At 70.5% G+C, this 14,542-nt stretch carries 13 protein-coding genes; 10 read left to right on the top strand and 3 right to left on the bottom strand.

What is annotated here, in order from left to right; all coding sequences use genetic code 11:
* Nucleotides 1-41: 41 nt before the first annotated feature.
* Nucleotides 42-425: a glycine cleavage system protein GcvH gene (gene gcvH, locus VB059_RS00325; RefSeq protein ID WP_323420023.1), complete on the top strand. Its 384-nt coding sequence runs from the start codon at nucleotides 42-44 to the stop codon at nucleotides 423-425.
* A 118-nt stretch (nucleotides 426-543) separates the two neighbouring features.
* Here the strand turns inward: gcvH and VB059_RS00320 are convergent, their stop codons facing one another.
* The gene (locus VB059_RS00320; RefSeq protein WP_323420022.1) at nucleotides 544-1,146 is read right to left on the bottom strand and encodes a hypothetical protein; all 603 of its coding nucleotides are present in this window, start codon (nucleotides 1,144-1,146) and stop codon (nucleotides 544-546) included.
* 278 nt (nucleotides 1,147-1,424) lie between these two features.
* Between VB059_RS00320 and VB059_RS00315 the strand changes: the two genes are divergently transcribed.
* The 9 genes from VB059_RS00315 to galE all read left to right on the top strand — a co-directional run bounded on the left by VB059_RS00315 (nucleotide 1,425) and on the right by galE (nucleotide 12,065).
* Nucleotides 1,425-2,861: a DNA polymerase IV gene (locus VB059_RS00315; RefSeq protein ID WP_323420021.1), complete on the top strand. Its 1,437-nt coding sequence runs from the start codon at nucleotides 1,425-1,427 to the stop codon at nucleotides 2,859-2,861.
* Nucleotides 2,862-3,392: 531 nt separating this feature from the next.
* A complete protein-coding gene (locus VB059_RS00310; protein ID WP_323420020.1) occupies nucleotides 3,393-4,157 on the top strand; it encodes an SDR family oxidoreductase in 765 nt (254 codons plus the stop codon).
* Nucleotides 4,158-4,610: 453 nt separating this feature from the next.
* Nucleotides 4,611-5,705 (top strand): sugar ABC transporter substrate-binding protein, encoded by a 1,095-nt coding sequence (locus VB059_RS00305; RefSeq protein WP_323420019.1) that lies wholly within the window; start codon nucleotides 4,611-4,613, stop codon nucleotides 5,703-5,705.
* A gap of 57 nt (nucleotides 5,706-5,762) precedes the next feature.
* A complete protein-coding gene (locus tag VB059_RS00300) occupies nucleotides 5,763-7,268 on the top strand; it encodes a sugar ABC transporter ATP-binding protein (protein ID WP_323420018.1) in 1,506 nt (501 codons plus the stop codon).
* A 3-nt stretch (nucleotides 7,269-7,271) separates the two neighbouring features.
* On the top strand, nucleotides 7,272-8,297 hold the full coding sequence (locus VB059_RS00295; RefSeq protein ID WP_323420017.1) for an ABC transporter permease: 1,026 nt from the start codon (nucleotides 7,272-7,274) through the stop codon (nucleotides 8,295-8,297).
* 56 nt (nucleotides 8,298-8,353) lie between these two features.
* Nucleotides 8,354-9,559 carry an ROK family transcriptional regulator gene (locus tag VB059_RS00290; protein ID WP_323420016.1) on the top strand — a complete coding sequence of 402 codons (1,206 nt, stop codon included), beginning with the start codon at nucleotides 8,354-8,356 and terminating at the stop codon, nucleotides 9,557-9,559.
* A gap of 399 nt (nucleotides 9,560-9,958) precedes the next feature.
* Complete coding sequence (locus tag VB059_RS00285; RefSeq protein WP_323420170.1) at nucleotides 9,959-10,423, top strand: RNA polymerase sigma factor; 465 nt, start codon at nucleotides 9,959-9,961, stop codon at nucleotides 10,421-10,423.
* Nucleotides 10,420-10,851: a DUF3955 domain-containing protein gene (locus tag VB059_RS00280; RefSeq protein WP_323420015.1), complete on the top strand. Its 432-nt coding sequence runs from the start codon at nucleotides 10,420-10,422 to the stop codon at nucleotides 10,849-10,851. The genes VB059_RS00285 and VB059_RS00280 overlap by 4 nt, the downstream gene beginning before the upstream one ends.
* 188 nt (nucleotides 10,852-11,039) lie before the next feature.
* Entirely contained in the window at nucleotides 11,040-12,065 is a 1,026-nt protein-coding gene (galE, locus tag VB059_RS00275; protein WP_323420014.1) for a UDP-glucose 4-epimerase GalE, read from the top strand.
* A 546-nt stretch (nucleotides 12,066-12,611) separates the two neighbouring features.
* Here galE and VB059_RS00270 read toward each other — a convergent pair.
* Together VB059_RS00270 and VB059_RS00265 are read right to left on the bottom strand one after the other, a co-directional pair.
* A complete protein-coding gene (locus VB059_RS00270) occupies nucleotides 12,612-13,550 on the bottom strand; it encodes an SMP-30/gluconolactonase/LRE family protein (protein ID WP_323420013.1) in 939 nt (312 codons plus the stop codon).
* A 19-nt stretch (nucleotides 13,551-13,569) separates the two neighbouring features.
* On the bottom strand, nucleotides 13,570-14,232 hold the full coding sequence (locus VB059_RS00265; RefSeq protein ID WP_323420012.1) for a TetR/AcrR family transcriptional regulator: 663 nt from the start codon (nucleotides 14,230-14,232) through the stop codon (nucleotides 13,570-13,572).
* Nucleotides 14,233-14,542 lie beyond the last annotated feature (310 nt).

Genomic DNA, 14,542 nt, shown 5'->3' with positions numbered 1-14,542 from the left:
TCGCAGGACCAGCAGCAACCCACCAGCACAGGAGCATCCCGATGAGCACAGTCAAGGCCGGCCTCCGCTACTCCGCGGACCACGAGTGGCTCGACACGGCCGCCACCCCCGCCCGGGTCGGCATCTCCGCGATCGCCGTCGAGGCGCTCGGTGACGTCGTCCATCTCGAACTGCCCGAGCTGGGCACCGTGCTGGCCGCCGGTGACGCCTGCGGCGAGATCGAGTCGACCAAGAGCGTCGCCGACCTGTACGCGCCGGCCGCCGGGACCGTCGTCGAGGTGAACCAGGCGGTGCTCGACGACCCGGCCCTGCTCAACGAGGACCCGTACGGCGCCGGCTGGCTGTTCACCGTCGAGGTCTCCGCCGAGGGAGCGCTGCTGTCGGCCGAGGAGTACCTGGCGCGCAACGGCGGCGAGCTCGCCTGAGCGGGACCCGCCCAGGCAGGCGCAGACCCACCGGGCCCTCGGCGTCTGCCCCGGTCGCTTCGTCTGCACCGGCCGGTTGCCCCGGTCAGTCCTGCCGGGGACATCACGGACGTGGTGATCAGCCGTCGATGTCCTGGGCGGGGAAGAACGTGATCCGGCCGCAGCCGGGGCAGACCGCGGCGTCGCCGCCGAGCAGATCGGCGGCCCCGAAGGCGCGCTTGGCCAGCATGTAGACGTCCTTGTCGATCGTCGCCACGTGGGCCGGGTCGTACCACTCGACCTCGGTGCGGCAGTCGGTGCAACGGTCGTCGAGATCGACCGCGGCGAGATCCTCCTCGTCGGTGCGGACGTCCGTCGCGTACGGGTCGTCCTCGATCCCGACCGCCCCGCAGGTCGGGCACCACCACACGTCGGAGCGCTCGACCACCTCCGGGGCGAGTCCGGCGGTCACCTTCCGGAACGCCTCGCGGTCGATGTCCTTCAGCTCGGCGGGCAGCATCCAGCGGATCGAACCGCCGCAGGAGCCGCAGTGCGGCATCGTCGCCAGCATCGGGTGATCGGCGAGCACGTTGGCGCCCACGTCGCGCTCGGCAGGGCGTCCCTCGGTCGTGGGCGTACGATCACCGCCGGCCGGCGCCGGGGGCTGCTGGGCACGGCGGGCGCTACGCTGTCCGGATCCCTGCTGGCGCCGACCGCCGGCCTTCCTGGACGTACGTGACATGGGGTCCCTCTCGGTGTCGCTCTCACCAGCCCCGGTGGCCGGGGCACCACGATAGTCGGCAGCACCGACAGCCGGCCCTGCCATCGGGCAGTGTCGACGGGCGGCCCGGGAGCCGGCGGTGTCGACGGGCGGCCCGGGAGTCGGCGGTGTCGACAGTGGCCCGGGAGTCGGCGGTACCGGTGGGCGGCTCGCGCGCGGCTCCTCGACGAGGTTTCCGCGTGGCAGTCATGATGGGTGGCGGTCATGATGGGTGGCGAGCGACGGGACGGAGGTGTGGAGTGCGGCGGCAGGCCTCGATCATGCACCTCGATCTCGACGCCTTCTTCGCCTCGGTCGAGCAGCGCGACAAGCCGTCCCTGCGCGGCAAGCCGGTCATCGTCGGCGGCCTCGGCCAGCGCGGCGTGGTCGCCACCGCCTCGTACGAGGCCCGGACGTACGGGGTGCACTCGGCGATGCCGATGCACGAGGCGCGGCGACTGTGCCCGAACGCCGCCTTCCTGGCCGGCCGGTTCGGCGCCTACCGGACGGCCAGCAGGATCGTGATGGCCATCCTCGAGGACCTCTCCCCGCTGGTCGAACCGCTGTCGCTCGACGAGGCGTTCGTCGACCTCGCCGCCGCCCGCGAGCCGCTCGACCTGTCCGACGAGGGCATCCGCGCGGTCGCCGTCCGGGCCAAGGCCGAGGTCGCCGAGCGGACCGGCGGACTGACCTGTTCGGTCGGCCTGGGCAGCTCGAAGTTCATCGCCAAGCTCGCCTCCGAACTCGACAAGCCCGACGGCATCCACCTCGTCGTGCCGGGCACCGAGATCGAGACGATCGCCCCGCTGTCGGTACGGGTGATCCCCGGGGTCGGGCCGGCCACCTTCGACCGGCTGTCCCGCCTCGGCGTGGCGACGGTCGCCGACCTGCAGCGCCGCTCCGAACACGAACTGGTCCGCGAACTCGGCCGGGCGCACGGCACCGCGCTGCACGCCCTCGCCTTCGCCCGCGACGACCGCGAGGTCTCTCCTGACCGGGACCGCAAGTCGATCTCGGTGGAGGACACCTTCGAGACCGACCTCGCCGGCCGCGACGAGATGGTCGCCCGGATCGTCCGCGACGCCCGTCTGGTGGCCCAGCGGATGAAGGCGACCGGGGTCTTCGCCCGGACGGTGACGCTCAAGGTCCGGCTGCACGACTTCACCACCTGGACCCGCTCCCGCACCCTGGAGGGCGCCACCGACAGTGCCGAGGTGGTCGCCACCGAGGCGACCGACCTGCTCGCCGGCCTGGCCCTCGACCAGGGCGTACGCCTGCTCGGCGTCGGCGTCTCAGGGCTCACCACCGTCGCGCAGGACCGGTTGTTCGAGGCCCGGGAGGACCACGAGGAGATCGTCCCCGGCGGTGCGGAGGGGCAGGGCAGGGCGGCGGTCGACGTGGCCGGGAGCGGGGCAGGGGACCGGACCGGGAGCGGGAGCGGGGCAGGGGACCGGACCGGAAGTGGCGCAGCGGGCTCAGCCGGGAGCGGGGTGCCGGAGGGCGACGCCACCGAGACGCTCGAGCGGCGGATCCCGCGCTGGCTGCCCGGCGCCGACGTCGTGCACGACGAGATGGGTCCGGGCTGGATCTGGGGCACCGGGCTGGGCCGGGTGACCGTACGGTTCGAGACCGCCGGGACCGGGCCCGGGCCGGTGCGGACGTACGACCTGGGTGACCCCGCCCTGCACCTGGTCTGAGCGACGCTCTGCCCGTGCTCTGAGCGCACCGGTCGCGGTCAGCCCGAGGCCGTGGCGGTCCACCGGGCGCCGATGCCGGGTGGGGCGGTGCAAGACCGTGGCGACCTTACCGGTGGGCGGCCGATGGGTGGGTGACCCATGGGTCGGTGGCCGATATGTGCGCGACTCACGGACCTGGTGGCCGATATGTGGGCGACTCACGGGCCTGGTGGCCGATCCGCGGACGTTTCTGAGTTCCCGCGGATACCCCGGTGGCAGCGGGAACGTCACAAGGACCGCGGGAACCCGTCGGTGTACGTCCCGAGCCGCGTGGACGCTGCCCGAGCCGCGTGGACGCTGCCGGGCACGATCATGCTGCCGCCTGCCGCCTGCCGCCTGCCGCCCGGCAACCCCGTAGGACCTCCCGCAGATCTCTTGACAGCCGTCATCGAGAGATCTTAAACTCATTTTACGAAACGCCTTTCTTGAACTCTCAGGTCACAACGAAGTGGCCGGTTCCAGGTCGCAAGGGTGCGAAGGTTGGGAGTGGGTATGGACTCGGATCGCTTCTCACTGGCGGGCAAGGTCACGGTCGTGACCGGTGGTCGCCAGGGCATCGGCAAGGTGGTGTCGCACCGGCTCGCCGCACAGGGGTCGGACGTCGTGATCCTCGACATGGCGGACGCCGGCGAGGTCGCCGCGCAGATCGCCGCCGAGCACGGCGTACGGGCCATGGCGGTGCAGTGTGACGTCACCGATCCGGACGGGGTGGCGCAGGCCATCGAGCAGGCGGCCGCCGAGATGGGCACACTGGACCTGTTGTTCAACAACGCGGGCATCTGCCTGCACAAGCCGGCGCTGGACTGCACACCGGCGGACTTCACCACCGTGGTGAACGTCAACCTGAACGGCATCTTCTTCGTCGCGCAGGCGTTCGCCCGCTACCTCGTCGCGCAGGGCAAGCGCGGCAACATCGTCAACACCGCGTCGATGTCCGCCACGATCGTCAACATTCCGCAGGGGCAGGCCTCGTACAACTCCTCCAAGGCCGGCGTCATGCACCTGACGAAGTCGCTCGCCGTGGAGTGGGCCCCGCTCGGCATCCGGGTCAACTCGATCAGCCCGGGCTACATCAACACGGAGATGACCGGCAACGTCCGCCAGGACTGGCGCGAGATCTGGACCGAAATGATCCCGTTCAAGCGGATGGGCAACCCGGACGAGCTCGCCGGCGCGGTCATCTATCTGCTGTCGGACGCCTCGACCTACACCTCCGGCGCCGACCTGATCATCGACGGCTGCTTCGTCACCGTCTGAGCCCTCCACGTCCGGGATCCCGTACGGTCTGAGGTCCGTACGGTCCGGGATCCGCACCGTCGGAGATCGGTACCGTCCGGAACCGCTCCGCCTGGACCGCTCCGCCTGGACCGCTCCGCCCGGCACTCTCGTCGGGCACCGCGGGCACAGGGCCTCGGCATGACCCGCAAGACGTACGCTGCTCGGCGACGTACGCCCGGGCCGGGACGTCACCGGACGATCCCGCCCCTCCCACCCAACGCACGGTCGGTCGACCACCCCGGACCATCCCCCGGACCACCGGGTAGGGCCGGGTCCCGCCACGAGCACGCCTTCCACGAGCACGTCCTCCTCCACGAGGGCGTCGCCCACGAGCACGTCTCTTCCGTTCCACGTCTTTCTGTTTCACCCGTCTTCACACCTGTTTCACCCGTCTTCACCCGTCCTTTCCGCTGCAAGAGAGAGCGAATCCCCATGAAGAAAATCGGCGTCGCCGCCGCCCTCGTCGCCGTGGCACTGTCCCTCACGGCATGTTCCACCGGCGCCAACAGCGCGTCACCCTCCACCGGCGGCTCGGCCGGCGGGTCCCAGGGTGAGATCTGGTACTCCACGAAGAACTCCACCGAGCAGGTGCACGTCGCGATGGCGCAGGGCGTCACCGACGCCGCCAAGCTGCTCGGCTACACCGGCAAGGTCGTCGTCGCCGAGGCGGACGCGGCCAAGCAGAACGACCAGCTCAACAACCTCGTCCAGAACATCAAGCCGGCCGCCATCGTCGTCAACCCGTACGACAGTGACTCGGTCACCGACGTGCTGACCCGGGCCAAGGATGCCAAGATCCCGGTCGCCGTGGTCGACAACAAGGCCAACAACTCCCAGGTGGACGTCTCGGTCCTCTTCGACTCCAAGAAGTCGGGCCAACTGGCAGGTGAGCAGGCCGTCGAGATGCTGACCAAGAAGTACGGCCAGCCCAAGGGTGTCGTCGTCGACCTCTACGGCGAGGTCGTCTCCCAGGTGTTCAAGGACCGTGCCGAGGGCTTCGAGAGCGTGATCAAGAAGTACCCCGACATCAAGCTGATCTCCGTGCTCGGTGCCCCGCAGGCCGACAAGGCCACCAGCGCCCTCAACAACGTGATCGCCGACCAGAAGGCCGCCGGCCGGACGATCGACCTGGTCAACACGCCGACCGACACCGCCACCCTCGGCGTCATCGAGTCGCTCCGGACGAACAACCTGTGGCAGAAGGAGGGCACCGAGGGCCACGTGATGATCATTTCCCACGACGGCCTCGGTGACATCCTCAAGCTGGTCAAGGACGGCTACGTCGACCGCGAGGTCGCCATCGACGTCTTCGGTGTCGGGGGCATCGCCGCCGAGATCCTGCACGCGTACCCGATGCAGGGACAGGCTGTGCCGACCTCGGGCACCTTCACCCCCAAGGGCCAGTACCTCAACAAGGAGGTCACCTTCACCCAGGGCGAGTCCGGCCCGACCGTCATGCTCGACCCCGTGGTGGTCGACGCCTCCTCTGCGGACAACCCCCTGATCTGGGGCAACGCGAGCAAGTGACCCGATCGGGTGCCGGCCGTCGCCGTGGCGGCCGGCACCCGGCGGCCGGAGCGACCCATGACTGACGTACTGCTGCAGGTCCGCGGAGTCTCGAAGGTGTTCGGGGCCACCCGCGCACTGTCGGACGCGGACCTCGTCATCCACCCCGGCGAGATCCACTCCCTGCTCGGCCGCAACGGCGCGGGCAAGTCGACCCTGGTGAACATCATCGCCGGCATCTACCCGCCCACCACCGGTGAGGTCCTGTTCGAGGGCCGCGACCTGCGCCCGCTGAACATCTTCGCCCGCCAGGAGCTCGGCATCCGGCTGGTCCCCCAGCACGAGAACTCGTTCCCCGACCTCACCGTCGCCGAGAACATCTTCACCGGCGTCCTGCCGACCCGCCGGGGCCTGGTCGACTGGACGAGGATCAACCACGACGCCGCCGAGGAGCTCGCGGCGTACGGCCTCGAGGTCGACCCACGCACCCCGGTCCGCGAGCTCAGCTCGATCGACGCCCGCAAGCTGAACATCATCCGCGCCATGCACAGCGGCGCGAAGCTGATCATCCTCGATGAGCCCACCACCGCGCTGACCAACCGCGAGCGGGCCGAGCTGTTCGAGTTCGTCCGCGACCTGAGGGCGAGGGGCACCGCCTTCATCTTCATCTCCCACTACCTGGGCGAGGTGCTCGAGCTGTCCGACTCGATCTCGGTGCTGCGCGACGGGCGGATGTACCCGGTCGACGACCTCGAGGACGTCTCCGAGGCGCACCTGGCCGGCCTGGTCGCCGGCGAGGAGGTCGAGCTGTCGCGCCGCCGGCCCGACGAGGCCCCGCCGGAGGACGCCGAGTTCCTCCGGGCCGAGGAGCTGCGGAGCAAGGACCTGCGGGGCGTCTCGCTGTCCGTCCGCCGCGGCGAGATCCTCGGGGTGATCGGGTTCCCCGGCTCGGGGGCCCGGGAGTTCTGCCGGACCCTGTTCGGGATCGAGAAGCTCACCGCAGGCACGATCCTCGTCGGCGGGCAACAGCTACGGCTGACCAGCCCCGCCGAGGCCATCCGGCACGGCATCGCGTACATCTCGTACGACCGGCACCGCGAGGGCATCATGCCGACCTTCGACGTCGAGGAGAACATCGGCATCAGCAGCTACGCCGGCAAGCTGCGCCGGGCCGGCGGGTTCCTCGACCTGGCGCTGCGCCGGTCGGTGGCCGACGACTACCGCAAGGCGCTGAAGATCCGCTGCAGCTCTGTCGAGGACGACATCACCAGCCTGTCCGGCGGCAACCAGCAGAAGGTCATCGTCAGCCGGCTGCTGAGCACCGACCCCCGGCTCCTCATCCTCGACGAGCCGACCGTCGGCATCGACATCAAGAGCCGCGAGGAGATCATCTCCACGGTGCTCGAGCTCACCCGCGCCGGGATGAGCACCATCTACCTCACCAACGACTACGAGGAGCTCCTCCGCGTCGCCGACCGCCTGGTCTTCTTCGACGAGGGCCGGGTCGCGTCGGTGCTGGAGAACAAGGGCGTCACCATCGACCAATTGACGGCGATCCGCGATCGCGCGAAGGAGGCGGCATAGATCATGTCGACGACATCCACCACCGGGCCGACCGACACGACGGCACCGGCGAGCGCGCCGGCGGGCCGTGCGGTCGGCTCGATCGCCCGCAAGGTGCTCGACTTCTCCATGGACCAGGCGGTGTGGATCCTGCTGGTCCTCGCCATCGTCATCATGGGCATCTTCAAGCCGTCGTTCTACTCGTTCGGCATCCTGTCCAACATCCTGGTCCAGGCGACCGTGCTCGGCATCCTCGCCATCTCCATCTCGATGGTGATCCTGCTCGGCGACATCAACCTCGCCACCGTCGGCACCGCGGGCTTCTCCGCCCTGCTCGGGGTGATGGCGATGAAGGCCGGCCTGCCGGTGCCGCTGGCGATCCTGCTGATCCTGGTCGTCGGCTCGCTCGTCGGCCTGGTCAACGGCCTGATCGTCACGAAGTTGCGGGCCAACGCACTGATCGCCACCCTGGCGATGAACATGGTGCTGCAGGGCGCGCTGCTGGCCATCACCAGCGGCAAGAGCATCACCTCCCTGCCCGCCTCGTACAAGTTCGTCAGCCAGGGCCGGATCGGTGCCTTCCCGGCCCTGCCGATCGTGCTGATCGTCGTGTTCGCGGTGTTCTACATCATCTGGGAGCGGACCCGCTTCGGCCGCGGCCTGTTCGCCGTCGGCGGCAACCCGCGCGGCGCCTACATCGCCGGCATCGACGTCGACCGGGTCAAGATCGGGGCGTACGTCGTGTCCGGCCTGCTGTCCGGCCTGGCCGGCTGGCTGCTGTCGGGTTACATGGGCGCGGTGACGTCCTCCTTCGGCACCACGTACGAGATGCAGGTGATCGCCGCCGCGGTCATCGGCGGCGTCAGCCTGACCGGCGGCCGGGGCAACATGATCGGCGTCCTCGCCGGCACCCTGCTGCTCACCGTCATCCAGGTGGGCCTGGCGGTGCTCGGCATCCAGTCGACCCTGATCACCCTGGCCGGCGGCCTGATGATCTTCGTGGCCGTGCTGATCGACGCGTCGCGGAATCTGTACAACTCCCGCAGCTGATCCCCCTAACGTTGGGCCCGGGGGAGGTCCACGGACGAGGGAGCGGAGACAAGGCGATGGCTGGTGCGCCCGACAGCACCCGGCGGAGGACCCGGCAGGCGGTCTACGAGTTCGTCCGCGAGCGCGGGCTGGCGACGAAGAAGGACATCGCCGACGGTCTGGGGATCAGCCTGCCGACCGTCGCGAAGTACCTCAGCTACTTTCTCGAGGCCGGGCTCCTCGAGGAGGGCGCGAAGCTGTCGTCGGGCGACCACGGCGGGCGCAGCCCGATCGCCTACACCTGCGTGGCGGACGGCCGCTTCGCGGTCGGGGTGGACGTGACCCGCGACCGGGTCCGCTGCCTGGTGGTGAATCTCGAGGGACGGGTGCTCGGCACGCGGCGTACGCGCCGCGTGTTCGAGCGCTCCGAGGACTACTTCGCCTTCGTCGGGGGCGAGGTGGCGGCGACGATCGCGCAGACCGGTGTCGACCGTGACCTCATCCTCGGGGTCGGGGTCGCGGTGCCCGGCCTGATCAGCGGGACCACCGGTCGGGTGACGTACGGCCGGGTGATCGACAACCAGGGGCTCAGCGCCGCTGACTTCGCCGCCCACATCCCGTACGAGACGCGGCTGGTCCACGACTCGGAGGCCGCCGGGTTCGCGGAGTTCTGGGACAAGACGACGGTCGACAACGCCTTCTACATCAGCCTGTCGCACAGCGTCGGTGGCTCGGTGCTGATCAAGAACGCGATGTACCGCGGCGACGGCGAACTGGCCGGCGAGATCGGCCACATGCGGATCCACGACGACGGGCTGCGCTGCTACTGCGGCCGGGACGGCTGCCTCGACCCGTACTGCAACTCGACCGTGCTGTCCGCGCACACCGACGGCTCGGTCGAGGACTTCTTCGCCGGGCTGGCCGCCGGCGATCCGGTGCTGGCGCCCGTGTGGGACCGCTACACGACGGACCTGGCGATCGCCGTCAACAACATCCGGGTGATGTTCGGCTGCACCATCGTCCTCGGCGGCGACGTCGGCGCGCACAGCGGCGCGCAACTGGACGACCTGCGTCGCAAGGTCGAGCAACTCGACTTCCTCGACACCGACTCACGGACGTTCCTGGTGCCGGCCAGTGTCCGTGAGCACCCGATCGCCGTCGGCGCCGCGCTCTACCTGGTGGACGAGTTCCGTCAGCGGCTGGGCCGGCCCCCGTCCCGGTCCCTCGGCTACAGCCAACCGCCCCGCTGGTCGGTGCCCGGCCGGGGCGCCACCGGGGTCTGAGTGCCGCTGGGGTCTGAGTGGCACCGGGGTCTGAGCGCTGCTGGGTCTGAGCGGCACCGGGATCTGAGCGGCACCGGGATCTGAGTGCCGCCGGGGTCTGAGTGCCGCCGGGGTCTGAGCGGCACGCCGGCCGATCCGCGGATGTTTCTGAGTTCCCGCGGATACCCCGGTGGCAGCGGGAACATCACAAGGACCGCGGGAAGTCGACGGCGTACGCCCTGACCGGGACCGAGGCCGGTCACGGCCGGAGCCGGGCCGGTCGCGAGCGGAGCCGGGCCCGTCACGGCCGGAGCCGGGGCGGTCACGAGGAGCGGGTTTGTCACGAGCGGCGCCGCGACCTGTAACGAATGTCGGGGTGGCGCGTCATACCGGTGAATGCGAGGTGATGGAGTGGCTGACATGGAGGCCGACTACACGGCATACAGCCGTCAGGTGTACGCCTACGTCCGCACGCTCGGGGCGAGTGTCCACGAGGCCGAGGACGTGACCCAGGAGACGTTCCTGCGCGCGGTGAAGGGCCTGGACGGGTTCCGCGGCGACTGTTCGATGCCGACCTGGCTGTGCCGGATCGCCCGGAACGTCTTCCTCTCCGAGAGGCGGCGGTCGGGGCGGTTCACCGACGCCGACCCGGACACCCCCGTGGCGGACCCGGATGTGGTCGGCCGGCTGGCCGATCGGGAGTCGGCCAGACAGGTCCATCGCGCCCTCCACGAGCTCGGCGAGCCGTACAAGGAGGTGTTCTCCCTGCGTGCGCTGGGGGAGCTTCCGTTCGCCGAGATCGCCAGCATCTTCGGCCGGACCGAGAGCTGGGCGAGGGTCACCTATCACCGCGCGAAGCTGCACCTGAGGAAGGAACTGGAATGAACCTGTCGTGCGATGTGATCCACGATCTGCTGCCGCTGTACTACGACAAGGTGTGCACCGACCGGACCCGCGACATGGTCGACGAGCATCTGCTCAGCTGTGACGCGTGCAGCCGCGAACTGGCCGACCTGCAGACCCGGGTCGGGGTATCGGCCGACCCCTCGGCCGAGGCCGCTCCACTGCGTGCGCTGGCCGCACTGCTGCGCCGCCGGCGGCGGCTGGCGTTCCTGCTGGGCGTGTTCGCCGTCTCGGTGCTCGGCGTGGCGGGGTGCCTGATCGGACTGGCCACCAACCCGGGCTGGGTGGACGCGGACGGGCTGCTGCACGAACCGTTCGCGCTGATCCCGTTGGGGTGGATGTTCGGCCTCATCGCGGTCGTCTCGGGCGCGGCGGCGCTGGTCGTGGGGACGCGGAAGCGGGCCCACTGAGATCGGCGGGGACACTTCGAGGCGGTGGGGACACTGAGGCCGGAGGGGACACTGAGGCCGGAGGGGCCGGCGGTGCTCGCCGGGTCCGGCGGCGTCGGCTGAGCCGGTCCGCTGAGGTCGGCGGCCGACGGGTGGGCCGGGCAAACCCGCGCGTCGCGGGGGTGGGGCGGCCCAGTACGGTGGGGGCCATGAAGATCCTCGTCACCGGTGGTGCCGGCTACATCGGCTCCCACACCGTGCTGCTGCTCCAGGAGGCGGGCCACGACGTGACCGTCGTCGACAACCTCTCCAACTCCTCGCCCGTCGCGCTGCAGCGGGTGGCCGAGTTGAGCGGGCACGACGTGCCGTTGGTGGAGGCCGACATCCGCGACCGCGCGGCGATCGACCGGGTGATGGAGCAGGTCCGGCCCGACGCGGTGATCCACTTCGCCGGGATGAAGGCCGTCGGGGAGTCGGCCCAGATCCCGCTGACGTACTACGAGAACAACGTCGCCGGCACGATCAGCCTGCTGCGCGCGATGGAGGCGGTCGACTGCCGCACGATCGTGTTCTCCTCCTCGGCCACCGTCTACGGCGAGGTGGACGAGATGCCGCTGACCGAGAAGCTGGACCTCGACGCCGTCAACCCGTACGGGCGGACGAAGGAGCAGGTCGAGGACATCCTCTCCGACGTCGCGGCCGCCGACCCGCGGTGGAACGTCGCACTGCTGCGCTATTTCAACCCGGTGGGCGCGCACCCGTCGGGCCGGATCGGTGAGGACCCGAACGGCATCCCGAACAACCTGATGCCGTTCGTCGCCCAGGTCGCCGTCGGGCGCCGGGAGAAGCTGATGGTCTTCGGCGACGACTACCCGACCCCGGACGGCACCGGGGTGCGCGACTACATCCATGTGATGGACCTCGGTGAGGGCCACGTCGCGGCGGTCGAGTACCTGGCCGAGCGTGGCGGTCTGCACCGGTGGAACCTCGGCACCGGCCGCGGCTACTCCGTGCTCGAGGTCCGCGCCGCGTTCGAGCGGGCCAGCGGCCGGCCGATCCCGTACGAGATCGTCGCCCGCCGTCCCGGTGACGTCGCCGTGTCGTACGCCGATCCGTCGTCGGCCCTGGCCGACCTCGGCTGGGCCGCGACCCGCGACCTGGACGAGATGTGCCGCGACCACTGGCACTGGCAGGAGCAGAACCCGTACGGCTATGCGGGCGCGCCGACGGCCTGAGGTGTCTCCCGGGGCAGCGGCCTGAGGTGCGTTCGGGGAAGCAGTGGGCTCTCTCACCTATGCGTTTCGCTCATGCGTTGGGTTGATGCATACGCCAAGAAATAGTGAGTCCCGGTGTCTCTCAGGTAACGCTCAGGAGAATGCGGGACGAACGTGCGCCTCGAGCAACAGGCAGGGGTGGCGCGGGGCCTGCCTCCCCCGCAGACGCGCGGGTGTCTGGTGAAGGTGATGGCCTGGCCGCCAACGGGGAACGCCTCCCCGCAGACGCGCGGGTGTCTGCCAGCCGCCGCGCTTTCAGTCAGCTGCGGCCTGCCGGCGGGCAGCAGATCGCTGAAACGGCGGCGGCTGGCAGAAGCAGCCGCATCGGCGGCGTGACGATCACGTCCCACGTCCTGCCTGCCGGCCTGACTCCCGGCCCCGGAGGGGGTCCCCGAACGGCTCCTGCGCGATCGTTCCGTTGCTGTCCGCGGCGCACCGCTGATCTTCGGAAGGGCTCGAGCCGCGTGCCCTCAACCGGCGTACGGGGTGACCGGCGCCCCGGGAACCTCAACCGGCGTACGGGGTGACCGGCGCCCCGGGCACCTCCACCGGCAGCGCGAAGATCGCGCCCGCCTCCGGCTCGGGGTCGGTGAGGTTCTCCCGCGAGGTGGTGACGTACAGCGTGCGCAGGTCGTCCCCGCCCAGGGTGCAGGCGGTGACCAGCTGCACCGGCAGTTCGACCACCGTGAGCAGCTCACCCTCCGGGGAGACCTGGTGCACCTCACCGGACCGGTTCATCGCGATCCAGACGTTGCCGGCGGTGTCCACGCACAGGCCGTCGGGGCTGGCCGGTGAGCCGGCCCGCTCCCCGTGGGTGAGGATCGGCGCGTCGTGGAATGGTCGGCGCCCGTCCAGTTCGTCGTCGACCACCGCGAAGACGTCGGTGCGCTTCAGGCCGGTGTCGTTGTAGTAGGCCCGGGACCGGTCGGTGGTGAAGGCGATGCCGTTGGAGGTGGTCACCTCGTCGGTGACCACTCGGACCGTGCCGTCGGGGCCGATCCGGTAGAGCGCCGAGGCCTCCGGCGTCCGGTCGTAGGCCATCCCGCCGGCGTACAGGCGACCCCACGGGTCGGTGCCGCCCTCGTTCATCCGCAGGTTGGGGTCGTCCCACAGCGCGACGACCCGCTCGGGTGCGGCGTCGACCTCGTCGGCCAGGCCGTAGCCGCGTTCCAGGCCGACCACGTAGCCGCCCTCGGCCCGGGGCCGGCAGAACGCGGCGATCGGCTTCCACTCCCGGCCCAGCGTGGTGCCGGCCGCGGCGTCGACCCAGGGGCCGGTCCCGACGTGCAGTCGGTCGACGGTGCCGTCGGTGCGCAGGGTGAGCAGGTCACCGGCGAGCATGTCCACCCAGCGCAGGCCGCCCCACGCGGCCGACCACACCGGGCCCTCGGCGTGGTAGCAGAGCGGCTCGGTGATCCGGGTGGCGGTGCGGCGTACGGGTGTCATGGGCTCAGGCTACGTCCGCTCAGGCCGGCGGCGCGCCGACGGGTCGTACGATGCTCGCCATCACGTGGATGAAGGGGCCGAGGCAGGCCTGGACCCGTTCCTCGTCGCCCAGGTCGGGGTGGAGCAGCAGGGCCTGGAGGACCGCCCCGTCGTACATGTTCTCGAGGATCTGCAGCACCGAGTCCTCCGGGACACTGAACTCCCAGCCGCACATCCCGGCGATGGTCAGCGCCCCGCGCAGCAGCGACGCACGGGTGGCGCGTTGGTGGGCGAGGTACGCCTCGCGGATCTCCGGCTCCCGCGCCGCGTAGAGGTGCAGTTCGGCCGACGCCATCACCCAGTCCCGGTCCAGGCGCTGCAGTGATGCGAACCGGCGCACCGCGCTCTCGACCAGGGTGCTGAGCTCCTGGGACGTGGTCACCGGCTGGCTGACCAGGTCGGAGCCGGCGACGCCGGCCACCATCGCCTCCTGACGCGCGCGGTCCTGGGCCAGCAGGGCCAGGACGAGATCGTTCTTCGAGGCGTAATTCGAGTAGAAGGCGCCGCGGGTGAAGCCCGCCCGGTCGCAGATCTCCTCCACACTCGCCGCCAGCACCCCGCGATCGGCGAACACGCCGACGGCCCCCTCCAGCAGCCGCTGCCGGGTCTCGGCGCGGCGGGGTGAGATCGGGATGTCGGACATGGTGCTCCTCGCTGGGGGTGTCGCGAGCAGGATAGTCGCTCCGGATCGGCCCGCTGCCGACGTTCACCGGGCCGGTCGGGGCCGTGGCGCAGGGCTGCGCTGTAGGGCGTGCGCGATCTACCGGCGCGGTGGCGCGGGGCCGCGTCGCAGGGTCGTACGCACCTCCCGGGCTGCGTCGCAGGGGGTCGTACGCGCCTCCGGCCCGCGTCGTGGAGACGTACGCGACTCTGGGGAGGGCTCCCGTATCCGATGGATACACTGGTGTCTCGAGCGCGCCGGTGCGGATCCCTCCGACGCGGCAAGCTGCTGG

Origin of the sequence: Raineyella sp., assembly GCF_034933565.1 — a bacterium.
GTDB lineage: Bacteria > Actinomycetota > Actinomycetes > Propionibacteriales > Propionibacteriaceae > Raineyella.
This window is presented reverse-complemented; position numbering and strand designations above follow the sequence as displayed.

What these genes read in the sequence shown, in the direction of transcription:
- VB059_RS00295 (WP_323420017.1), top strand. Translation starts at nt 7,272, where the DNA reads ATGTCGACGACATCCACCACCGGGCCGACCGACACGACGGCACCGGCG.
- VB059_RS00300 (WP_323420018.1), top strand. Translation starts at nt 5,763, where the DNA reads ATGACTGACGTACTGCTGCAGGTCCGCGGAGTCTCGAAGGTGTTCGGG.
- VB059_RS00305 (WP_323420019.1), top strand. Translation starts at nt 4,611, where the DNA reads ATGAAGAAAATCGGCGTCGCCGCCGCCCTCGTCGCCGTGGCACTGTCC.
- VB059_RS00285 (WP_323420170.1), top strand. Translation starts at nt 9,959, where the DNA reads ATGGAGGCCGACTACACGGCATACAGCCGTCAGGTGTACGCCTACGTC.
- gcvH (WP_323420023.1), top strand. Translation starts at nt 42, where the DNA reads ATGAGCACAGTCAAGGCCGGCCTCCGCTACTCCGCGGACCACGAGTGG.
- VB059_RS00320 (WP_323420022.1), bottom strand. Translation starts at nt 1,146, where the DNA reads ATGTCACGTACGTCCAGGAAGGCCGGCGGTCGGCGCCAGCAGGGATCC.
- VB059_RS00310 (WP_323420020.1), top strand. Translation starts at nt 3,393, where the DNA reads ATGGACTCGGATCGCTTCTCACTGGCGGGCAAGGTCACGGTCGTGACC.
- VB059_RS00265 (WP_323420012.1), bottom strand. Translation starts at nt 14,232, where the DNA reads ATGTCCGACATCCCGATCTCACCCCGCCGCGCCGAGACCCGGCAGCGG.
- VB059_RS00280 (WP_323420015.1), top strand. Translation starts at nt 10,420, where the DNA reads ATGAACCTGTCGTGCGATGTGATCCACGATCTGCTGCCGCTGTACTAC.
- VB059_RS00270 (WP_323420013.1), bottom strand. Translation starts at nt 13,550, where the DNA reads ATGACACCCGTACGCCGCACCGCCACCCGGATCACCGAGCCGCTCTGC.
- galE (WP_323420014.1), top strand. Translation starts at nt 11,040, where the DNA reads ATGAAGATCCTCGTCACCGGTGGTGCCGGCTACATCGGCTCCCACACC.
- VB059_RS00290 (WP_323420016.1), top strand. Translation starts at nt 8,354, where the DNA reads ATGGCTGGTGCGCCCGACAGCACCCGGCGGAGGACCCGGCAGGCGGTC.